The following is an 18,327-nucleotide window of genomic DNA, read 5'->3' as shown; positions in this document are numbered from 1 at the left end:
GGCCCGGTCCAGCAATCCTGATGAGGAGTACCCGTGGCGATCCGCGTCCTACTGGTCGACGACCAGCCGCTGCTGCGCACCGGCTTCCGGATGATCCTGGAGGCCGAGCAGGACATCGCGGTGGTCGGCGAGGCCGGTGACGGTTTGCAGGCCCTCGATCAGGTCCGGGCGCTGCAGCCCGATGTGGTCCTCATGGACATCCGGATGCCCCGGATGGACGGCGTCGAGGCGACCCGGCAGATCAGCGGGCCCGGCAAGGACGGCCCCGCGAAGGTGCTCGTCCTGACCACCTTCGACCTCGACGAGTACGTGGTGGAGGCGCTCAAGGCGGGGGCCAGCGGCTTCCTCCTGAAGGACGCGCCCGCCAACGAGCTGGTGCAGGCGATCCGGGTGGTCGCGGCCGGCGAGGCGATGCTGGCGCCGTCGATCACGCGCCGGCTGCTCGACAAGTACGCCGACCACCTGCCGTCCGGCGAGGAGCCGGTGCCGGACACGCTGCACACGCTGACCGACCGCGAGGTCGAGGTCCTGAAGCTGGTCGCCCGCGGGCTTTCCAACGCGGAGATCGCGGCGGATCTGTTCGTCAGCGAGACGACGGTGAAGACGCATGTGGGGCATGTGCTGACGAAGCTCGGGCTCCGGGACCGGGTGCAGGCGGCCGTCTACGCGTACGAGAGTGGGCTTGTGCGGCCCGGTGCGCAGTAGGGCGGGGTGGCTCCCTGAGCCTTCCGGGGGCGCTGCCCCCGGGCCCCCGCTCCTCAAACGCCGGAGGGGCTGATGGGCGCCGATGGATTTCGGCTGCGGACCGTGCATGGCTGGTCGCGCCCACGCGGCGGAGCCGCACAATGTCACAGCCCCGCGCCCCTAGCAGGATCCTGTACAGGCTGGACCCGGGGCTGCACATGTCGCAGCCCCGCGCCCCTGGCGGGTTGTCGCCCCTCAGCCCTTCTTGATTTCCCAGAAGCGGAACACCGTTGACGCGTCCAGGGTCCACTCCAGGCCCGTGATGCCGGTCCGGGCCACCGCGTACTGCTTGCCCTGCCACAGCGGGAGGACCGGGAGTTCGTCGGCGACGATGTCCTGGAGCTTGGCGAAGTCGCTCTCGGTGGCCGAACGGTCGGCGGTGGCGGCGGTCGCCGGGAGGATCTCGTCGGTGATCTGCTTGTTCGTGTAGTTGTTGGACAGCACGTTGCCCTTGCCGAAGAACGGCAGGGTGAAGTTGTCCGGGTCCGGGTAGTCGGGGACCCAGCCCTTCACGTAGACGCCGTACTTCCCGGCCTCGATGTCCTTCTCGTACTGCTTGAACTCGACCGACTGCACATCCGCGTCGAACAGCCCGCTCGCGTTGAGCTGCCCGGCTATCGCCTTCAACTCGTCGTCGGTGGACGGGCCGTAGCGGCTCGGCGTGGACCACAGGGTCAGCTTCACCTTGCCGGTGATGCCCGCCGAGTGCAGGGCCGCCTTCGCCTTGGCGGGCTGGGGGCTGGCGCCGTACATGTCGAACAGGGCGGTGTTGTGCGCCGTGATGCCGCTCGGTATGACCGAGTACAGGGGGCTCGCGGTGGACGAGTACACGTCGCGCACCAGGGCCTCGCGGTCCACGAGGTAGGCGATCGCCTTGCGCACTCCGGCCTTGCCGACGACCGGGTCCTTCATGTTGAAGACCAGGTCCTGGACCTCGGCGCTGGAGCCCTCTATGACGTCGATGCCCTTCTTGTCCGCCGTCGGCGAAGCCTGCAGGGCGGCGGTGTCCTTGGCGGTGAGGCCTCGGTAGGCGACGTCGACGTCGCCCTTGTTCAGGGCGTCGGCAAGGGCCTTCTGGTCGCCGTGGAAGAGCTTCAGGGTGAGGCCCGAGTTCTTGGCCTTGACCGTGCCTTCGTAGGAGGAGTTGACCGAGAAGACGGCCTGCTTGTCGCCGAAGGAGTCCAGCTTGTAGACGCCGGAGCCGACCGCCTTGCCGTCGGTGCGGAGCTTGTCGGCCGGGTACTCCTTGTGGTCGACGATCGAGCCGGCACCGGAGGCGATCTTGCTGGGGAAGGTGGCGTCCGGGACCTTGAGGTGGAAGACGACCGTCTTCTCGTCCGGGGTGTCGACCTTGCCCAGGGTGGCGAGCATCGGCGCCGGGCCGTTCGGGTCGTTGATCTTCAGCACGCGCGCGAAGGAGTACTTGACGTCCTCGGAGGTCAGCTTGTCGCCGTTGCTGAAGGTGAGGCCGGGGCGCAGGGTGCAGCGGTAGACCGTGGAGCCGCCCTTGTCGAAGCTGCACGCCTGGGCGGCCTCGGGCTGCGGCGTCGAGCTGCCCTTGGGGAAGCTGAGCAGTGACTGGAAGACGTTGTTGAACAGCAGCCAGGAACCCGGGTCGTAACCGGAGGCGGGGTCGGTGGCCAGGATGTCGTCGGACATCCCCATGACCACCGAACCGCCGTCGCCGGACGCGGCGTCGCCGCCCTGCTGGGTACCACAACCGCTCAGGAGCCCGGCTGCCACACCCGCGGCCAGCGGGGTGGTCAGCCATCGGTTCCGGATCTTCACGTGCACGTGCCTCACAGTCCTGCTCACGGAAATTGCTGGCCGGCACGGAGAGATCGCGGCCGGGTCGTGCGTTACTTCTTGCCCCGCGCCAGCTCCCACAGCTGCAGGTCCGACGAGGAGTTGATGGCCCATTCGGTGCCGGTGATGTCGCTGCGGGCAGCGACGTACTGCTTGCCCTGCCACAGCGGGATGACCGGGACGTCGTTCGCGACGATGTCCTGGATGGACTCGAACGGCTTGGACGCCTGGTTGCGGTCGGCGGCCACCCGCGACTCCGGGATCAGCGTGTTGCGGATGTCGTTGCTGACGTACGGGGTGTTGAGGAAGTTGTCCTTGCCGAAGAACGGCGCGACGAAGTTGTCCGGGTCCGGGAAGTCGGGGAACCAGCCGAGGCCGTAGACCGCGTACTCACCCTTCTTCTGCGCCGGACGGAACTTCGACCACTCGGTTCCCTGGATCGTAGTGCTGAAAAGCCCAGTCGCGTTCAGCTGCGAGGAGAGATTCTTGAACTCGTCCTCGGTGATCGAACCGTAGTGGTCCTTCGTGTAGTTGAGGGTGAGCTTGACGGGCGTCTGGATGTTGGCGTTCTTCAGGATGGCCTGGGCCTTGGCCTTGCTGGCCTCGCCGTACTTGTTGAAGAACGAGTTGGTGTGCCCGGCGATCGAGGTGGGGATCAGCGAGTACAGCGGCTCGGCGGTCTGCCCGTACACCTTGCTCACGAGCTGGCTGCGGTCGATGGCCTGGGCCAGGGCCTGGCGCACGGCCTTGTTCTTCACCGACGGGTCCTCGGTGTTGAAGCCCAGGTAGCGGATCTCCAGACCGGGCATCTCGACCAGGTTGATGTCCTTGCTGGGGCTGACCTGCATCTGCTGGATCTGCGCCGGCGTCATCGCGCGGGTCATCATGTCGATCTCGCCCTTGGCGAGCGCGGTGCCCATGGCCTCGGCGGTCGGGAAGGAGCGCAGCTCGACCTTGTCGTTGGCGAGCTTGACGTCACCCTTGTAGTTCGAGTTCTTGGTGAAGGTGAACGTCACCGCCTGGTCGCCCTTGACCTCGGCCTTCATCTTGTACGGCCCGGAGCCGTCCATCTCGAAGCCGTCGCGGAGCTTCTTCGCCCCGTACTTGTCCTTCTGCACGATGCCCGCGGCGGGCGTCGCGAGCTTGTACGGGAAGGTGGCGTCCGGCGTCTTGAGGTGGAAGACGATCTCGGCGTCGCCCTTGGTCTCCATCGTGTCGATGTTGTCGAGGAGGCCGGAGGGGCCGTTGTCGTCCTTGATGTCGACGACGCGCTGGATGGAGTACTTCACGTCGTCGGCGGTCACCTTGGTGCCGTCGGCGAATTCGAGGCCGCTGCGCAGGGTGCAGCGGTAGCTCTCGTTCTCCTTGTCGGTGAAGTTGCACGAGGAGGCCGCGTCGGGGACGGGCAGGCCACCGCCGCGCGGAACGTGGACCAGCGACTGCGTGGTCTGGCGCATCACGTTCCAGATGCCCGTCTCATAGGCGTGCGCCGGATCGAGGGGGGCAGGGGCGTCCTTGGTTGCCACGAACTGGTCCGTGGTGCCCACGACGATGGTCTTGCCGCCGTCTCCCCCGCTCTCCGATCCGCCACAGGCGGCGAGTACGGGAGCGAGCAAGGCCACTACGGCCGGCAGCACCAAAGTCTTGCGGTTCATCCTGGACGATCTCCCTTGTCCGGCACTTTGGGGTACAGCTGTGTACGGGACACTCCGCCGCGTCCGCCCGTTCGGGGCGGGGCGATCGGGCCGGGTTTGTGCGATCGGACCTGCGTTCCCGGTCGCTTGGTGTGCGGCGGGGCAGATGAGGGTGCGGCGAAGTTCTCGGACGAGATTAGTGCGCGCCGTACGGAAAGCTGGAACTGGCTCTGGTGCACGGGGAATCAATCGGTCCGCCGCAATACCGGCCCACCGATATCGGGGCGGCGGAATGATTCGTACACGAGATCACCAAACGGGACACAAGGGTGCGCCTGAGGGGCCCGGAGTGCCTGGATCGGGCTCCTGTCGACCCCCTGTCGGGTGACGAACGTCACCACTCGGGTCCCTTTGACAGGGTGTGAATTCGACCCCGCGGGGTCACGGAAAATGAACGCGCGGCTGCGATGAGTTTCCGCTGCATTCAGCGGCGCACGCTGGGTGCCCGGGTCAGTTCATCCTGGTGATCAGGGTCCGCAGAAATGCCAGGTCGACCTCTTCGAGGGAGCCGACCACGACCCGGCCCGCGGCAGCCGCGATCGGGGCGACCGACGGCACCGCGACGACCCGGCAGCCGGCCGCCTCCGCGGCGGCCACCCCGGTCGCGGTGTCCTCCACGACGGCGCACCTGGCCGGGTCGGCGCCGAGTCCACTGGCGGCGATCAGGTACGGGTCGGGGTGCGGCTTGGTGCGGGTGACCTCGTCGCCCGCGACCGTCAGGGCGAAGTTGGACGGGCCGAGCGAGTGGACGATCTTGTCGATGATGCGGCGGTGCGAGGCCGAGACGAGGGCCGTGGGGATGTTGTGGGCGGCGAGCTCGCTCAGCAGCCGGGCGGCGCCCGGCATCAGCGGCACCCCGCGGGCGATCCGCGCCTCGAAGCGTTCGTTGAGCAGTACGGTCAGCTCGGCCAGGGTGATGTCGGCGCCGGTGGCCTCGATGAGGAAGCCCGCGCTGCGCGTCATCGGGCCGCCCACCACCACGTCCCGCCAGGACTCTTCGAGCTCGTGCCCGAGGGCCGCGAAGGCCTCGCGCTCGGCGTCCCACCAGAAGCCCTCGGTGTCGACCAGGGTGCCGTCCATGTCGAGGAAGACGGCCTGGAGCGCGGAGCCTTCGGCCGTAAGGGTCATGGCTGCGGGGACCGTACTGGTCATCGGCACACCTCCTGGAGGGACGAGAAGGCCGGTCGCCTTCCCCGAGACGGGAAAAGCGACCGGCCTTTACTGGGCCGACCAGTGTACGTCCGGCCAGCTGAACATGCGCTGAATTATGGGCCGCGCCCGGTCAGCGGGCGTTGAAGTACTTGGCTTCGGGGTGGTGGATGACGATGGCGTCGGTGGACTGCTCGGGGTGGAGCTGGAACTCCTCGGAGAGGTGCACGCCGATCCGCTCCGGCTGGAGCAGCTCGGCGATCTTCGCCCGGTCCTCCAGATCGGGGCAGGCCCCGTAGCCGAGCGAGAAGCGCGCGCCGCGGTACTTCAGGGCGAACATGTCCTCGACGTCGGAGGGGTCCTCGCCGGCGATGCCGAGCTCGGAGCGGACCCGGGCGTGCCAGTACTCGGCGAGTGCTTCGGCCAACTGGACGGACAGGCCGTGCAGTTCGAGGTAGTCGCGGTAGGAGTTGGCTTCGAAGAGTTTGGCGGTCTCCTCGCCGATGCGGGAGCCGACGGTGACGACCTGGAGGCCGACGACGTCGGTCTCGCCGGAGTCCTCCGGGCGGAAGAAGTCCGCCAGGCACAGCCGCCGGCCGCGGCGCTGGCGCGGGAAAGTGAACCTGGTGCGCTCGGAGCCGTCCTCGTTCAGCAGGATCAGGTCGTCGCCCTTGGACACGCACGGGAAGTAGCCGTGCACGACGGCGGCTTCGAGCAGGCCCTCGGTGTGCAGCTTGTCGAGCCAGCCGCGCAGGTGCGGGCGGCCCTCGGTCTCCACCAGCTCCTCGTACGTCGGTCCGCCCCTGCGGGCTTCCTTCAGACCCCACTGGCCTTTGAAGAGTGCGTTTTCGTCGAGCCAGGTGGCGTATTCCTTGAGGGGGATGCCTTTGATGACGCGGGTGCCCCAGAACGGTGGGGTGGGTACGGGGTTGTCGGTGGCGACGTCGGAGCGGGCCGCGCCCTCGGGCTCCTTGGTCTCCAGGAGGGGGGTGTCGCGTTTGGGGACGCGGCGCTGTTTGAGGTCGGGGAGTGCGGCTCCGGGCACGCCGCGTTTGACGCCGATGAGGGCGTCCATGAGGCGCAGGCCTTCGAAGGCGTCGCGGGCGTAGCGGACTTCGCCTTCGTAGATTTCGTGGAGGTCCTGTTCGACGTAGGCGCGGGTGAGGGCGGCGCCGCCGAGGATGACGGGGTATTCGGCGGCGAGGTTGCGCTGGTTGAGCTCTTCCAGGTTCTCCTTCATGATCACGGTGGATTTGACGAGGAGGCCGGACATGCCGATGACGTCGGCGCGGTGTTCCTGGGCGGCCTCCAGGATCGCGGAGACCGGCTGCTTGATGCCGAGGTTGACCACGTTGTAGCCGTTGTTGGACAGGATGATGTCGACGAGGTTCTTGCCGATGTCGTGGACGTCGCCGCGCACCGTGGCCAGCACGATGGTGCCCTTGCCCTGGGCATCGGACTTCTCCATGTGCGGTTCCAGGTGCGCGACGGCGGTCTTCATGACCTCGGCGGACTGGAGCACGAACGGCAGCTGCATCTGGCCGGAGCCGAACAGCTCGCCGACCACCTTCATGCCTTCGAGCAGGGTGTTGTTGACGATGTCGAGGGCGGGTGTGGTCTGCAGGGCCTCGTCGAGGTCGGCTTCCAGGCCGTTCTTCTCGCCGTCGATGATGCGCCGCTGCAGGCGCTCCTCCAGCGGCAGCGCGAGGAGTTCCTCGGCCTTGCCGGCCTTCATCGACTTCATCGTGGCGCCCTCGAACAGCTCCATGAGCTTTTGGAGGGGGTCGTAGCCCTCGGCGCGCCGGTCGTAGATCAGATCGAGGGCGACCTTGACCTGCTCCTCCTCCAGACGGGCGATCGGCAGGATCTTGGAGGCGTGCACGATCGCCGAGTCCAGGCCGGCTTTCACGCACTCGTCCAGGAACACGGAGTTCAGCACGACGCGGGCGGCCGGGTTCAGACCGAAGGAGATGTTGGACAGGCCCAGCGTGGTCTGCACCTGCGGGTGGCGCCGCTTGAGCTCGCGGATCGCCTCGATGGTGGCGATGCCGTCGCCCCGGGACTCCTCCTGGCCGGTGCAGATGGTGAAGGTCAGCGCGTCGATGAGGATGTCCGACTCGTGCACCCCCCAGGTGCCGGTCAGATCCGCGATGAGCCGCTCGGCGATCGCGACCTTCGCCCCGACGGTGCGGGCCTGGCCCTCCTCGTCGATGGTCAGCGCGATCAGCGCCGCGCCGTGCTCGACCGCCAGAGCGGTGACCTTCGCGAACCGCGACTGGGGCCCGTCACCGTCCTCGTAGTTGACCGAGTTGATGACCGCCCGCCCGCCCAGCTTCTCCAACCCGGCCTGCAGGACCGGGAGTTCGGTGGAGTCCAGCACGATCGGCAGGGTGGAGGCGGTCGCGAAACGCCCGGCCAGCTCGGCCATGTCGGCCACCCCGTCGCGGCCCACGTAGTCGACACACAGGTCGAGCATGTGGGCGCCCTCACGGATCTGGTCGCGGGCCATCTCCACACAGTCGTCCCACCGGCCCCCCAGCATGGCCTCGCGGAACTTCTTCGACCCGTTCGCGTTCGTCCGCTCACCGATCGCCAGATAGGAGGTGTCCTGGCGGAACGGCACCGTCTGATACAGCGATGCGGCGCCCGGCTCCGGGCGCGGGTGACGCTCACCGGGCACGCTCCCGCGCACCCGCTCCACGACCTGGCGCAGATGCTCCGGCGTCGTGCCGCAGCAGCCGCCCACCAGCGACAGGCCGTAGTCGCGCACGAAGGTCTCCTGCGCATCCGCCAGACCCTGGGGGCCGAGCGGGAAGTGCGCACCGTCCCGGGTCAGGACCGGCAGCCCGGCGTTGGGCATGCACAGCAGCGGGATCCGCGCATGCCGGGCCAGATAACGCAGGTGCTCGCTCATCTCGGCCGGGCCGGTCGAGCAGTTCAAGCCGATCATGTCCACGCCGAGCGGTTCCAGGGCGGTCAGCGCCGCCCCGATCTCCGAGCCCAGCAGCATCGTGCCGGTCGTCTCGAACGCCAGCGACACCACCAGCGGCAGGTCGACGCCGACCTGCTCCATCGCCCGCCGGGCACCCAGGATCGCGGACTTGGTCTGCAGCAGGTCCTGGGTGGTCTCCACGATCAAAGCGTCCGCGCCGCCCGCGATCAGTCCCTCGGCGTTCGCCTGGAAACCGTCCCGCAGCGCGCGATAGCCGATGTGGCCCAGCGTCGGCAGCTTCGTCCCCGGACCGATCGAACCCAGCACCCACCGCTGCTGCCCGGTCGAGACGGTGAACTCGTCCGCCACCTCACGCGCGATACGCGCCCCGGACTCCGACAGCTCGAACACCCGCTCCGCAATGTCGTACTCACTCATCGCCGTGTGGTTCGCACCGAAGGTATTGGTCTCCACACAGTCCACACCGACCGCGAAATACGCCTCATGGACCGAGCGCACAATGTCGGGCCGCGTCACATTCAGAACCTCGTTGCACCCCTCAAGGTCCTGGAAATCCTCCAGAGTGGGATCCTGCGCCTGCAACATCGTGCCCATCGCACCATCAGCCACCACCACCCGAGTGGCCAACGCCTCACGAAGAGCGTCGATACGGGTCCGGCTGTCAGCGGAAGGGGTCGGCAACGAGGCCATGGATGTGCTCCCTGGAGTGCGACGGCTGTCGGCTTTGCGCCTTCCGGCGGGAGGGCGCACGCGGCCAGCGTAACCGGGCGGCCCCGGGCGGCGCGCGGGTGTATCAGGGGGCGGACGGCGGAGGCGGGGCCGAATGCCGGTGTCCGGAAGTGTCGGGAGGGGTCGCACTCACGGTGACACAAGGTCGACAACGGCCGATACTGTTCAGCATTGTCGAACCAGTCGATTTCAGAGCCGGCCGCTTCAGCGGCGACAGCCGGTTCAGCAGTGCCCGATGAGGGAGGGAGCGCGATGGCGCGCAACATCCAGTCGCTCGAACGGGCGGCCGCCATGCTGCGGCTGCTCGCGGGAGGCGAGCGGCGGCTCGGTCTGTCCGAGGTGGCCTCCGCACTGGGCCTTGCCAAGGGCACCGCGCACGGCATCCTGCGCACCCTGCAGGCCGAGGGCTTCGTGGAGCAGGACCCGGCTTCCGGCCGCTACCAGCTGGGCGCCGAGCTGCTGCGCCTGGGCAACAGTTACCTGGACGTCCACGAGCTGCGGGCCCGCGCCCTGGTGTGGACGGACGACCTGGCGCGGTCCAGCGGCGAGAGCGTGTACGTGGGGGTGCTCCACCAGCAGGGCGTGCTGATCATGCACCACGTCTTCCGGCCCGACGACAGCCGCCAGGTGCTCGAAGTGGGCGCCATGCAGCCGCTGCACTCCACGGCCCTGGGCAAGGTGCTCTCCGCGTACGACCCGGTCGCGCACACCGAGGCCGTGGACAACATGCACGAGGCGTTCACGGCCCACACGGTCACCGCGCCCGAGAGCTTCGAGGGGCTGCTCGATGTCACCCGGGCGCGCGGCTGGGGCTCGGACATCGAGGAGACCTGGGAGGGCGTCGCCTCGGTGGCCGCCCCGATCCACGACCGGCGCCGGATGCCGGTCGGCGCGGTGGGCGTCACGGGCGCCGTGGAGCGGGTCTGCAAGGACGGCGAGGTGCGGCCCGAGCTGGTGGCCGCGGTACGCGACTGCGCCCGCGCGGTCTCGCGGGACCTGGGCGCCGGCCGCTTCTAACGGTGCGGCGCCGGGCGCTCCAGCCCGCTCACCGCAGGGCAGGACGCTGCCGGAGCGACCCGCGCCATACCAGTACATGATCTTGATCCTGCACCCGGGGCCATGTTTGGTGGTTCGTACCACCTGGTAACGATCAGGGATTCCAGTCACAGAAGTATTGACGTCCAGTTAACCCGGGGGCAAAACTGCCGTTCAGCGGTCGGCATTGTCGAACACCTACCGGCAATACGAGTTAGAGTGTGACAACGCCATGGGCCGGACAGCCCTCAGCCATTGAGGGTGCGGACCACCGGAGGGACCCGGTGATCCGCTTGTTGGGATTTCCCCCTGGACGAAGGACAAAGGAGTCGCGGGTGTCCAGCCACGACATCTTCACCGGCGAGATCATTGGTACCGCCGTTCTCACCCTGCTGGGCGGTGGCGTGTGCGCCGCCGTCACGTTGAAGCGCTCCAAGGCGCGAAACGCCGGCTGGCTCGCGATCACCTTCGGGTGGGGCTTCGCCGTGCTGACCGCCGCCTACATCTCGGCCCCCCTCTCGGGCGCCCACCTCAACCCCGCGGTGACCCTGGGTCTCGCGATCGAGGGCGGCACCAAGTGGAGCGACGTCCCCGTGTACCTCGGCGGACAGATCCTCGGCGCCATGCTCGGCGCGGTCCTCGTGTGGCTCGCCTACTACGGCCAGTTCCACGCGCACCTCACCGACCCCGAGATCGTGGGCGACGGCAAGTCGATCGAGGCCCGCGAGCGCGAGGCGGGGCCCGTGCTCGGCGTCTTCTCGACCGGCCCGGAGATCCGCAACGTGGTCCAGAACGTGGTCACGGAGGTCATCGCCACCATCATTCTGGTCCTTGCGATCCTGACCCAGGGCCTCAACGGCGACGGCAAGGGGCTCGGCGTCATCGGTGTCCTGATCACCTCGCTCGTCGTGGTGGGCATCGGTCTCTCGATCGGCGGTCCGACCGGCTACGCCATCAACCCGGTCCGCGACCTCGGCCCGCGCATCGTGCACTCCCTGCTGCCGCTGCCCAACAAGGGCGGTTCGGACTGGAGCTACGCGTGGATCCCGGTCGTCGGCCCGCTGATCGGCGGCGCGATCGCCGGTGGCATCTACAACATCGCCTTCGCCTGAGACACGACGCGACCCCCTTCGGACCTACCGGGAGCACCCCATGAGCGACACGCACAGCACCGGCCCGTTCATCGCGGCCATCGACCAGGGCACCACCTCCAGCCGCTGCATCGTCTTCGACAAGGACGGCCGGATCGTCTCGGTCGACCAGAAGGAGCACGAGCAGATCTTCCCGAAGCCGGGCTGGGTGGAGCACGACGCCGCCGAGATCTGGACCAACGTCCAGGAAGTCGTGGCCGGCGCGATCGAGAAGGCGGGCATCACCGCCGCCGACGTCAAGGCGATCGGCATCACCAACCAGCGTGAGACCACGCTGATGTGGGACAAGAACACCGGCGAGCCCGTGCACAACGCGCTGGTCTGGCAGGACACCCGCACCGACGCGCTCTGCAGGGAACTCGGCCGCAACGTCGGCCAGGACCGCTTCCGCCGCGAGACCGGCCTGCCGCTCGCGTCGTACTTCGCCGGCCCGAAGGTGCGCTGGCTGCTCGACAACGTCGAGGGCCTGCGCGAGCGCGCCGAGCGCGGCGACATCCTCTTCGGCACCATGGACTCCTGGGTCATCTGGAACCTGACCGGTGGCACCGACGGCGGTGTGCACGTCACGGACGTCACCAACGCCTCGCGCACCCTCCTGATGAACCTGCACGACATGGCGTGGGACGAGAAGATCCTCTCCTCCATCGGCATCCCGGCGGCCGTGCTGCCCGAGATCCGCTCCTCCGCCGAGGTGTACGGACACGCCAAGGGCGGCGTCCTGGACGGCATCCCCGTCGCCTCCGCGCTCGGCGACCAGCAGGCGGCCCTGTTCGGCCAGACCTGCTTCTCCGAGGGCGAGGCCAAGTCGACCTACGGCACCGGCACCTTCATGCTGATGAACACCGGTGACAAGCCCGTCAACTCCTACAACGGCCTGCTGACGACCGTCGGCTACCAGATCGGCGACCAGAAGCCGGTCTACGCCCTCGAAGGCTCCATCGCCGTCACCGGATCGCTCGTCCAGTGGATGCGCGACCAGATGGGCATGATCAAGACCGCCGCGGAGATCGAGACCCTGGCCTCCTCGGTCGAGGACAACGGCGGCGCCTACTTCGTGCCGGCCTTCTCCGGCCTGTTCGCCCCGTACTGGCGCTCCGACGCCCGCGGTGTGATCGCCGGCCTCACCCGGTACGTCACCAAGGCGCACATCGCGCGCGCCGTGCTTGAGGCCACCGCCTGGCAGACCCGCGAGATCACCGACGCCATGACGAAGGACTCGGGCGTCGAGCTGACCGCGCTGAAGGTCGACGGCGGCATGACCTCCAACAACCTGCTGATGCAGACCCTCTCGGACTTCCTGGACGCGCCGGTCGTGCGTCCGATGGTCGCCGAGACGACCTGCCTCGGCGCCGCCTACGCCGCCGGTCTGGCCGTCGGCTTCTGGCCGGACACCGACGCGCTGCGCGCCAACTGGCGCCGGGCGGCGGAATGGACCCCTCGCATGGACGCCGACAGGCGTGACAGCGAGTACAAGAGCTGGCTCAAGGCCGTCGAGCGGACCATGGGCTGGATCGAGGACGAGGAGTAATCGACATGACCACCCTGCAGAGCGTCCCTGCCCTCGGGACGCACCCGGCCTCCGGCTCTCACCCGAGCCGCGCCGAGACTCGGGAGCAACTGTCCAAGGCGACGTACGACCTCCTGGTCATCGGCGGCGGCATCCTGGGCATCTCCACCGCCTGGCACGCCGCGCAGTCCGGTCTGCGGGTGGCCCTGGTGGACGCCGGTGACTTCGCCGGCGCCACCTCCTCCGCCTCCTCCAAGCTGCTCCACGGCGGTCTGCGCTACCTGCAGACCGGCGCGGTGAAGCTGGTCGCGGAGAACCACTTCGAGCGGCGTGCGGTGTCCCGTCAGGTGGCCCCGCACCTCGCCAACCCGCTCACGTTCTACCTGCCCGTGTACAAGGGCGGCCCGCACGGCGCCGCCAAGCTGGGTGCCGGCGTCTTCGCCTACTCGGCGCTGTCCGCCTTCGGCGACGGCGTCGGCCACCTGCTCTCCCCCGCGAAGGCCGCGGCGGACGTACCCGAGCTGCGTACGGACAACCTGAAGGCCGTGGCCGTGTACGGCGACGACCAGATGAACGACGCCCGCATGGCGCTGATGACGGTCCGCGCGGCCGTCGAGGCCGGTGCGGTCGTCCTCAACCACGCCGAGGTCACCGGCCTGCGCTTCACCAAGGGCCGGGTCACGGGCGCCGACCTCAAGGACCGCATGGACGGCGAGGAGTTCGGCGTCAACGCGCGCCTCGTCCTGAACGCGACCGGCCCCTGGGTCGACCACCTGCGCAAGATGGAGGACCCGGGCTCGGCTCCCTCCATACGTCTTTCGAAGGGCGCGCACCTGGTCCTCAAGCGCACCGCCCCCTGGAAGGCCGCGCTGGCGACCCCGATCGACAAGTACCGCATCACCTTCGCCCTGCCCTGGGAGGACATGCTCCTGCTCGGCACCACCGACGAGGAGTTCGAGGGCGACCCGGCGGACGTCCGCGTCACCGAGGCCGACACCGCGCAGATCCTCGACGAGGCCGCCTTCTCGATCCGCGACCAGCAGCTGTCGCGCGACCTGATCACGTACTCCTTCGCCGGTCTGCGGGTGCTGCCCGGCGGTCCGGGCGACACCTCCAAGGCCAAGCGCGAGACGGTCGTCACCGAGGGCCGCGGCGGCATGCTGTCGGTGGCCGGCGGCAAGTGGACGACCTTCCGCCACATCGGCCGTACGGTGATGAAGAAGCTGGAGCAGCTGCCGGGCCACCCGCTCGGTGACGACTTCGAGCCCATCTCCGAGCTCCCCGGCAAGATGCCGCTGCCCGGCATCGCCAACCCGCGCGCCGTCGCCCACCGCCTGATGGTGGACGGCCCGGCGCCCGGCCCGCGCATGGCGGCCGACACCGCCAAGCACCTGGCAACGCACTACGGTTCGCTGTCCTTCGACATCGCGCGCCTGGCCAACGACGACGCGGCGCTGGCCGAGCGCATCCACCCGGACGCGCCGGAGATCTGGGCGCAGGTCGTGTACGCCCGCGACCACGAGTGGGCCGAGACCGCGGACGACGTGCTGCGTCGCCGCACGACCCTGACGATCCGGGGTCTGGCGACGGACGAGATCCGCGACAAGGTCGACGTCCTGCTGCAGAAGAAGAACTGACGCAGCGTCAGTGATGTGAAGAAGGGGCGGCTCCCCCGCACGGGAGCCGCCCCTTCGGCGTGCGCGCCGGGTCCGCTGCCACATCGCGTACACGCGGCTGCAACAGGGCGGGGCGAGAGTTGGGACATGAAGTTTCAAGTACTCTCCATCGTCGGCCACGCCCCGCACCCGCTGACCGGTGAACTCCCCTCGCCCGCCGACCGGTTGGCGCAAGTCCTCGAAGTCGGCGAGGAGGCCGAGCGGCTCGGCTACGACGCGTACGCCATCGGCGAGCGGCACGCCGGGGCCTTCCTCTCCTCCAGCCCGACCGTGCTGCTCGGCGCACTCGCCGCGCGGACCACCCGCATCCGGCTCCTCACCGGGGTGACCGTCGTCGCGATCCTCGACCCGGTGCGGGTGGCCGAGGACTACGCGACGCTCGACCAGATCTCGCGCGGCCGCGTCGAGCTGGTGATCGGAAAGGGCGCGGAGGCCGGCCACTTCGACCTGTTCGGGCTCGACGAGTCCCGCCAGTGGGACCTCCAGCGGGAGAAGTACGAACTGCTGCGGCGGCTGTGGAGCGAGGAGGGCGTGGACTGGCAGGGCGAATTCCGTCCGCCCCTGACCAAGGTCACGACCGTACCGAGGCCGTACGACGGGGTGCCGCGGATCTGGCACGGCTCGGCGACCTCCCTCAACTCCCCCGAACTCGCGGCCCGGCACGGCGATCCGCTGTTCACGGCCAACGCGATCCAGCCGCGCGCGGCATACGCGAAGCTCATCGCGCACTACCGGGAGAAGTTCGAGGAGTACGGGCACGACCCGGCGCGGGCACATGTCGCGGCGGGCTCGGGCGGGCTGCTGATCGCCGACACGGCCGAGCAGGCGGTCTCGCGCTACCGGGAGGTGTACGAGGCGAAGGTACGGCAGACCTTCAAGCCGCATCTGGAGGGCAGGGCGGGCTACAACACCCCGTTCCGCACCATCGAGGACGCCATCACCGACGGGCCCCAGCTCATCGGCTCCCCGCAGCAGATCATCGACAAGATCCTCGGCTTCCACGAGGCATACCGGCACGACCTCCAGTCCGTCACCGTCGACGGGTTCGGGCTCTCCACGGCCGAGCAGGTCGAGACGCTGGCACGGTTCGCCGAGGAGATCGCTCCGGTCGTACGGAAAGAGGCGCCGAGCACTCTGTGGGAGTCCGGCTCTCTCGGGGAGTGAGGACCGCGGGGAGCGCGGAACGCGCATAATGGGGGCCGATACATCGGATGTATGGAGGTCGCCCATGGCTGTCACCGACGAGGCCATCGAGAAGATCAAGGAAATGATCGTCTCCGGTGCGCTGCGGCCGGGCGACCGGCTCCCCAAGGAGAGCGAACTGGCGGCGGAGCTCGGCCTGTCCCGCAACTCCCTGCGCGAGGCGGTGCGGGCGCTGTCCCTGATCCGCATCCTGGACGTCCGCCAGGGCGACGGCACGTACGTCACCAGCCTGGACCCCCAGTTGCTGCTTGAGGCGATGAGCTTCGTCGTCGACTTCCACCGGGACGACACGGTCCTGGAGTTCCTCGCGGTACGGCGCATTCTGGAGCCGGCCGCGACGGCGATGGCGGTGACCCGGATCAGCGATGCCGAACTCGACGCGCTGTCGGCCCAGTTGGACGCGCTGGGGGCCGAGCCCTCGGTGGAGGAGCTGGTCGCGGCCGACCTCGAATTCCATCGGGGGATCGTGGCGGGGTCGGGGAACTCGGTGCTGTGCTCGCTCCTCGACGGGTTGTCCGGGCCCACGACCCGGGCCCGTATCTGGCGGGGCCTCACCCAGGAGGACGCGGTGAGCCGCACCCTGCACGAGCACCGGGCGATCCTCTCGGCCCTGCGGGACCGGGACGCGGAGGCGGCGCGGTCCTGGGCGACTGTGCACATCGCCAGCGTGGAGCAGTGGTTGAGGTCAACCCTGTAGACCTCCCCGCCCCTTCCCAGCTCCGCGCCCCCTGGCGGAACGCGGCCGTCCCGCGCCCTCCTCAGTGCTTCCTCGGCTCCTCGGCGTTGCGCCAGATCTTGAGGTCGAGGGTGATGTATTTGCTCGGGTCGTTCGTGCCGGACTTGCCGCGGTACGTCGCCACCGCGATGTGGCCCGCGTCGCTGAGCACGCAGATCTCCGACCCGTCCGTGAGCTGGTCGAGACCGATCGTCTCGGTGTAACGGGTTTCGGCGCGGCAGGTCTCCAGCGAGCCCTTCTCCGAGTTGTTCAGGACGACCAGCTTGCCGTTGTCGGTCCCGAGCTTCGTGTCCCCGAAGAGGGTGTCCATGTAGAAGTACAGGTCTCCGTGGTTATAGGACACGCCGGCGCTGCCGCCGGTGCCGGGGCGCGGCGGGTTGTCGGCCAGCATGAGCTGGTAGTTGGCCGTCAGGTTGATGCCCTTGTACGAGGCCGGAGTGGGGTCGGCGGGCTTCTCGTTCTTGCCGGTCGAGCCGCTGCCCTGGGTTCCGCCGTCGGCGGCTTTGCTTCCGCCTGCCGAACTGGAGCTGCCCTTGGCCTTGTTGCCGGAACCGGTCGGCAGCAGGGAGACGACGACCGCGATCCCGATGACCGCCGCGACGACGGACCCGGCGATGATCAGCCCGGTCCGCTTGCGCTTGGGCGCGGCGGGCGGGTACCCGGGGTGGTGGGAAGGCGCCGGGGTGGGGTAGCCGGGCCCGTACCCGGGCGGAGGCGTCTGGTAGCCGGCCTGGGTCGGGTAACCCGGCTGGGTCTGGTAGCCGGGCGGGGGCGTCTGGTAGCCGGGCGGCACCGCACCCGGAGCCGCGGGAGCGGTCGGTGCGTGCATCGGAGCGGCGGGCGCGCTCTGCGTCGGGGCGGCGGCCATGCCGAGACCGGTGGGGGCGTACGGGTTCGCGCCCTGCGTCGGGGGCTGCGCCGAGACTTCGGTCGGCGTCGGGGCCACGGCGGGCTGCGGCGGCGGGGTCTTCGCCGGTTCGGGCAGTTGGAGGCGCTCGGTGATGGAGCCGGCGACCTCCTGGGGCAGCCAGTCCTCGCCCTGGCGGAGCGGGACCGGCGAGAGGTCGTGGCACAGCTGGATGACCTCGGTCAGGCTGGGCCGGTCGGCCGGGTCACGGCTGAGGCACCGCGTCACCAGGGGCAGCAGCTCCGCCGGCAGCGCGCTGAGGTCGGGGTCCTCGTGCACGATGCGGTACAGCACGGCGTGCGAGGAGCCCTCGCCGTACGCGGGCGCGCCGATCGCCGCGAACGCCACGATCTGGCCGAGGGCGAAGATGTCGGTGCCCGCGGTGACCGTACCGGCGGCGGCCTGCTCGGGCGCCATGAACGCGGGCGTGCCGACGCTGACGCCGTGGCCGGTCAGGGAGGTGGCATCGGCCGCGCGGGCGATACCGAAGTCGATCACGCGGGGGCCGTCGGCGGCGAGGAGTACGTTCGCGGGCTTCAGGTCGCGGTGGACGATGCCCGCGCCGTGGATGACGTGCAGGGCCTCGGCGACCCCGACGGCGAGCAGCAGCACGCTGCGCAGCGGCAGCCGTCCGTGCCGGCCCACGGCGTGCGCGAGCGAGGGGCCGGGTACGTAGGCCGTGGCCAGCCAGGGCTGGGTGCCCTCGGTGTCGAAGTCGATGACGGGCGCGGTGTAGAGGCCCTGGACCCGCTGCGCCGCCTTCACTTCCTGCTGGAAGCGGCGCCGGAACTCGGGGTCCTCGCTGAACTCGGGCCGGATCACCTTGAGGGCGATGGGGCGGCCGCCCGGGGTGTAGGACAGGTACACCTTGCCCATGCCGCCCGCGCCCAGCACGGCGGTCAGACGGTATCCGCCCACCGTGGCCGGGTCGTCCGGCCTCAGCGGCTGGAAAAGGTCGGTGGAAGGTGCACTCATGAAAATCCATCCCCTGTCACGGCAGTTCGGCCCGCCGATGCCCCGAAGCCAACCGCGAGAGG

12 protein-coding genes are annotated in these 18,327 nt (G+C 69.2%); 7 read left to right on the top strand and 5 right to left on the bottom strand.

Annotated features, from left to right (window positions below):
• The first annotated feature begins 33 nt into the window (after positions 1–33).
• A complete protein-coding gene (locus tag OHA17_RS31615; RefSeq protein ID WP_053723497.1) occupies positions 34–705 on the top strand; it encodes a response regulator transcription factor in 672 nt (223 codons plus the stop codon).
• Between the two features lie 234 nt (positions 706–939).
• Here the strand turns inward: OHA17_RS31615 and OHA17_RS31610 are convergent, their stop codons facing one another.
• The 4 genes from OHA17_RS31610 to metH form a co-directional block, all read right to left on the bottom strand.
• Entirely contained in the window at positions 940–2,532 is a 1,593-nt protein-coding gene (locus tag OHA17_RS31610; RefSeq protein ID WP_406510861.1) for an ABC transporter substrate-binding protein, read from the bottom strand.
• 71 nt (positions 2,533–2,603) lie between these two features.
• Positions 2,604–4,205, bottom strand: a complete 1,602-nt coding sequence (locus OHA17_RS31605) for an ABC transporter substrate-binding protein (protein ID WP_406509363.1) — start codon at positions 4,203–4,205, stop codon at positions 2,604–2,606.
• A 489-nt stretch (positions 4,206–4,694) separates the two neighbouring features.
• Positions 4,695–5,396: an HAD family hydrolase gene (locus OHA17_RS31600; protein WP_406509362.1), complete on the bottom strand. Its 702-nt coding sequence runs from the start codon at positions 5,394–5,396 to the stop codon at positions 4,695–4,697.
• Positions 5,397–5,526: 130 nt separating this feature from the next.
• The gene (metH, locus tag OHA17_RS31595; protein WP_406509361.1) at positions 5,527–9,036 is read right to left on the bottom strand and encodes a methionine synthase; all 3,510 of its coding nucleotides are present in this window, start codon (positions 9,034–9,036) and stop codon (positions 5,527–5,529) included.
• Between the two features lie 291 nt (positions 9,037–9,327).
• On the opposite strand from metH, the gene OHA17_RS31590 reads away from it, so the two are divergent.
• The 6 genes from OHA17_RS31590 (at position 9,328) to OHA17_RS31565 (ending at position 16,344) form a co-directional block, all read left to right on the top strand.
• Entirely contained in the window at positions 9,328–10,092 is a 765-nt protein-coding gene (locus OHA17_RS31590; protein ID WP_189962076.1) for an IclR family transcriptional regulator, read from the top strand.
• Between the two features lie 353 nt (positions 10,093–10,445).
• On the top strand, positions 10,446–11,222 hold the full coding sequence (locus OHA17_RS31585) for an MIP/aquaporin family protein (protein WP_398879493.1): 777 nt from the start codon (positions 10,446–10,448) through the stop codon (positions 11,220–11,222).
• Between the two features lie 40 nt (positions 11,223–11,262).
• Positions 11,263–12,789 (top strand): glycerol kinase GlpK, encoded by a 1,527-nt coding sequence (gene glpK, locus OHA17_RS31580; RefSeq protein WP_406509360.1) that lies wholly within the window; start codon positions 11,263–11,265, stop codon positions 12,787–12,789.
• Positions 12,790–12,794: 5 nt separating this feature from the next.
• A complete protein-coding gene (locus OHA17_RS31575; RefSeq protein WP_406509359.1) occupies positions 12,795–14,405 on the top strand; it encodes an FAD-dependent oxidoreductase in 1,611 nt (536 codons plus the stop codon).
• Positions 14,406–14,531: 126 nt separating this feature from the next.
• Positions 14,532–15,608, top strand: coding sequence for an LLM class flavin-dependent oxidoreductase (locus OHA17_RS31570; RefSeq protein WP_406509358.1), 1,077 nt, complete (start codon positions 14,532–14,534; stop codon positions 15,606–15,608).
• A gap of 64 nt (positions 15,609–15,672) precedes the next feature.
• Positions 15,673–16,344, top strand: a complete 672-nt coding sequence (locus OHA17_RS31565; protein ID WP_406509357.1) for a FadR/GntR family transcriptional regulator — start codon at positions 15,673–15,675, stop codon at positions 16,342–16,344.
• Positions 16,345–16,405: 61 nt separating this feature from the next.
• On the opposite strand, the gene OHA17_RS31560 is transcribed toward OHA17_RS31565, so the two are convergent.
• A complete protein-coding gene (locus OHA17_RS31560; RefSeq protein ID WP_406509356.1) occupies positions 16,406–18,265 on the bottom strand; it encodes a serine/threonine-protein kinase in 1,860 nt (619 codons plus the stop codon).
• Positions 18,266–18,327 lie beyond the last annotated feature (62 nt).

Origin of the sequence: Streptomyces sp. NBC_00212 (genome assembly GCF_045206365.1) — a bacterium.
GTDB lineage: Bacteria > Actinomycetota > Actinomycetes > Streptomycetales > Streptomycetaceae > Streptomyces.
The sequence above is the reverse complement of the archived record's forward strand: the minus strand, read 5'-3'. Positions and strand labels throughout refer to the sequence as shown.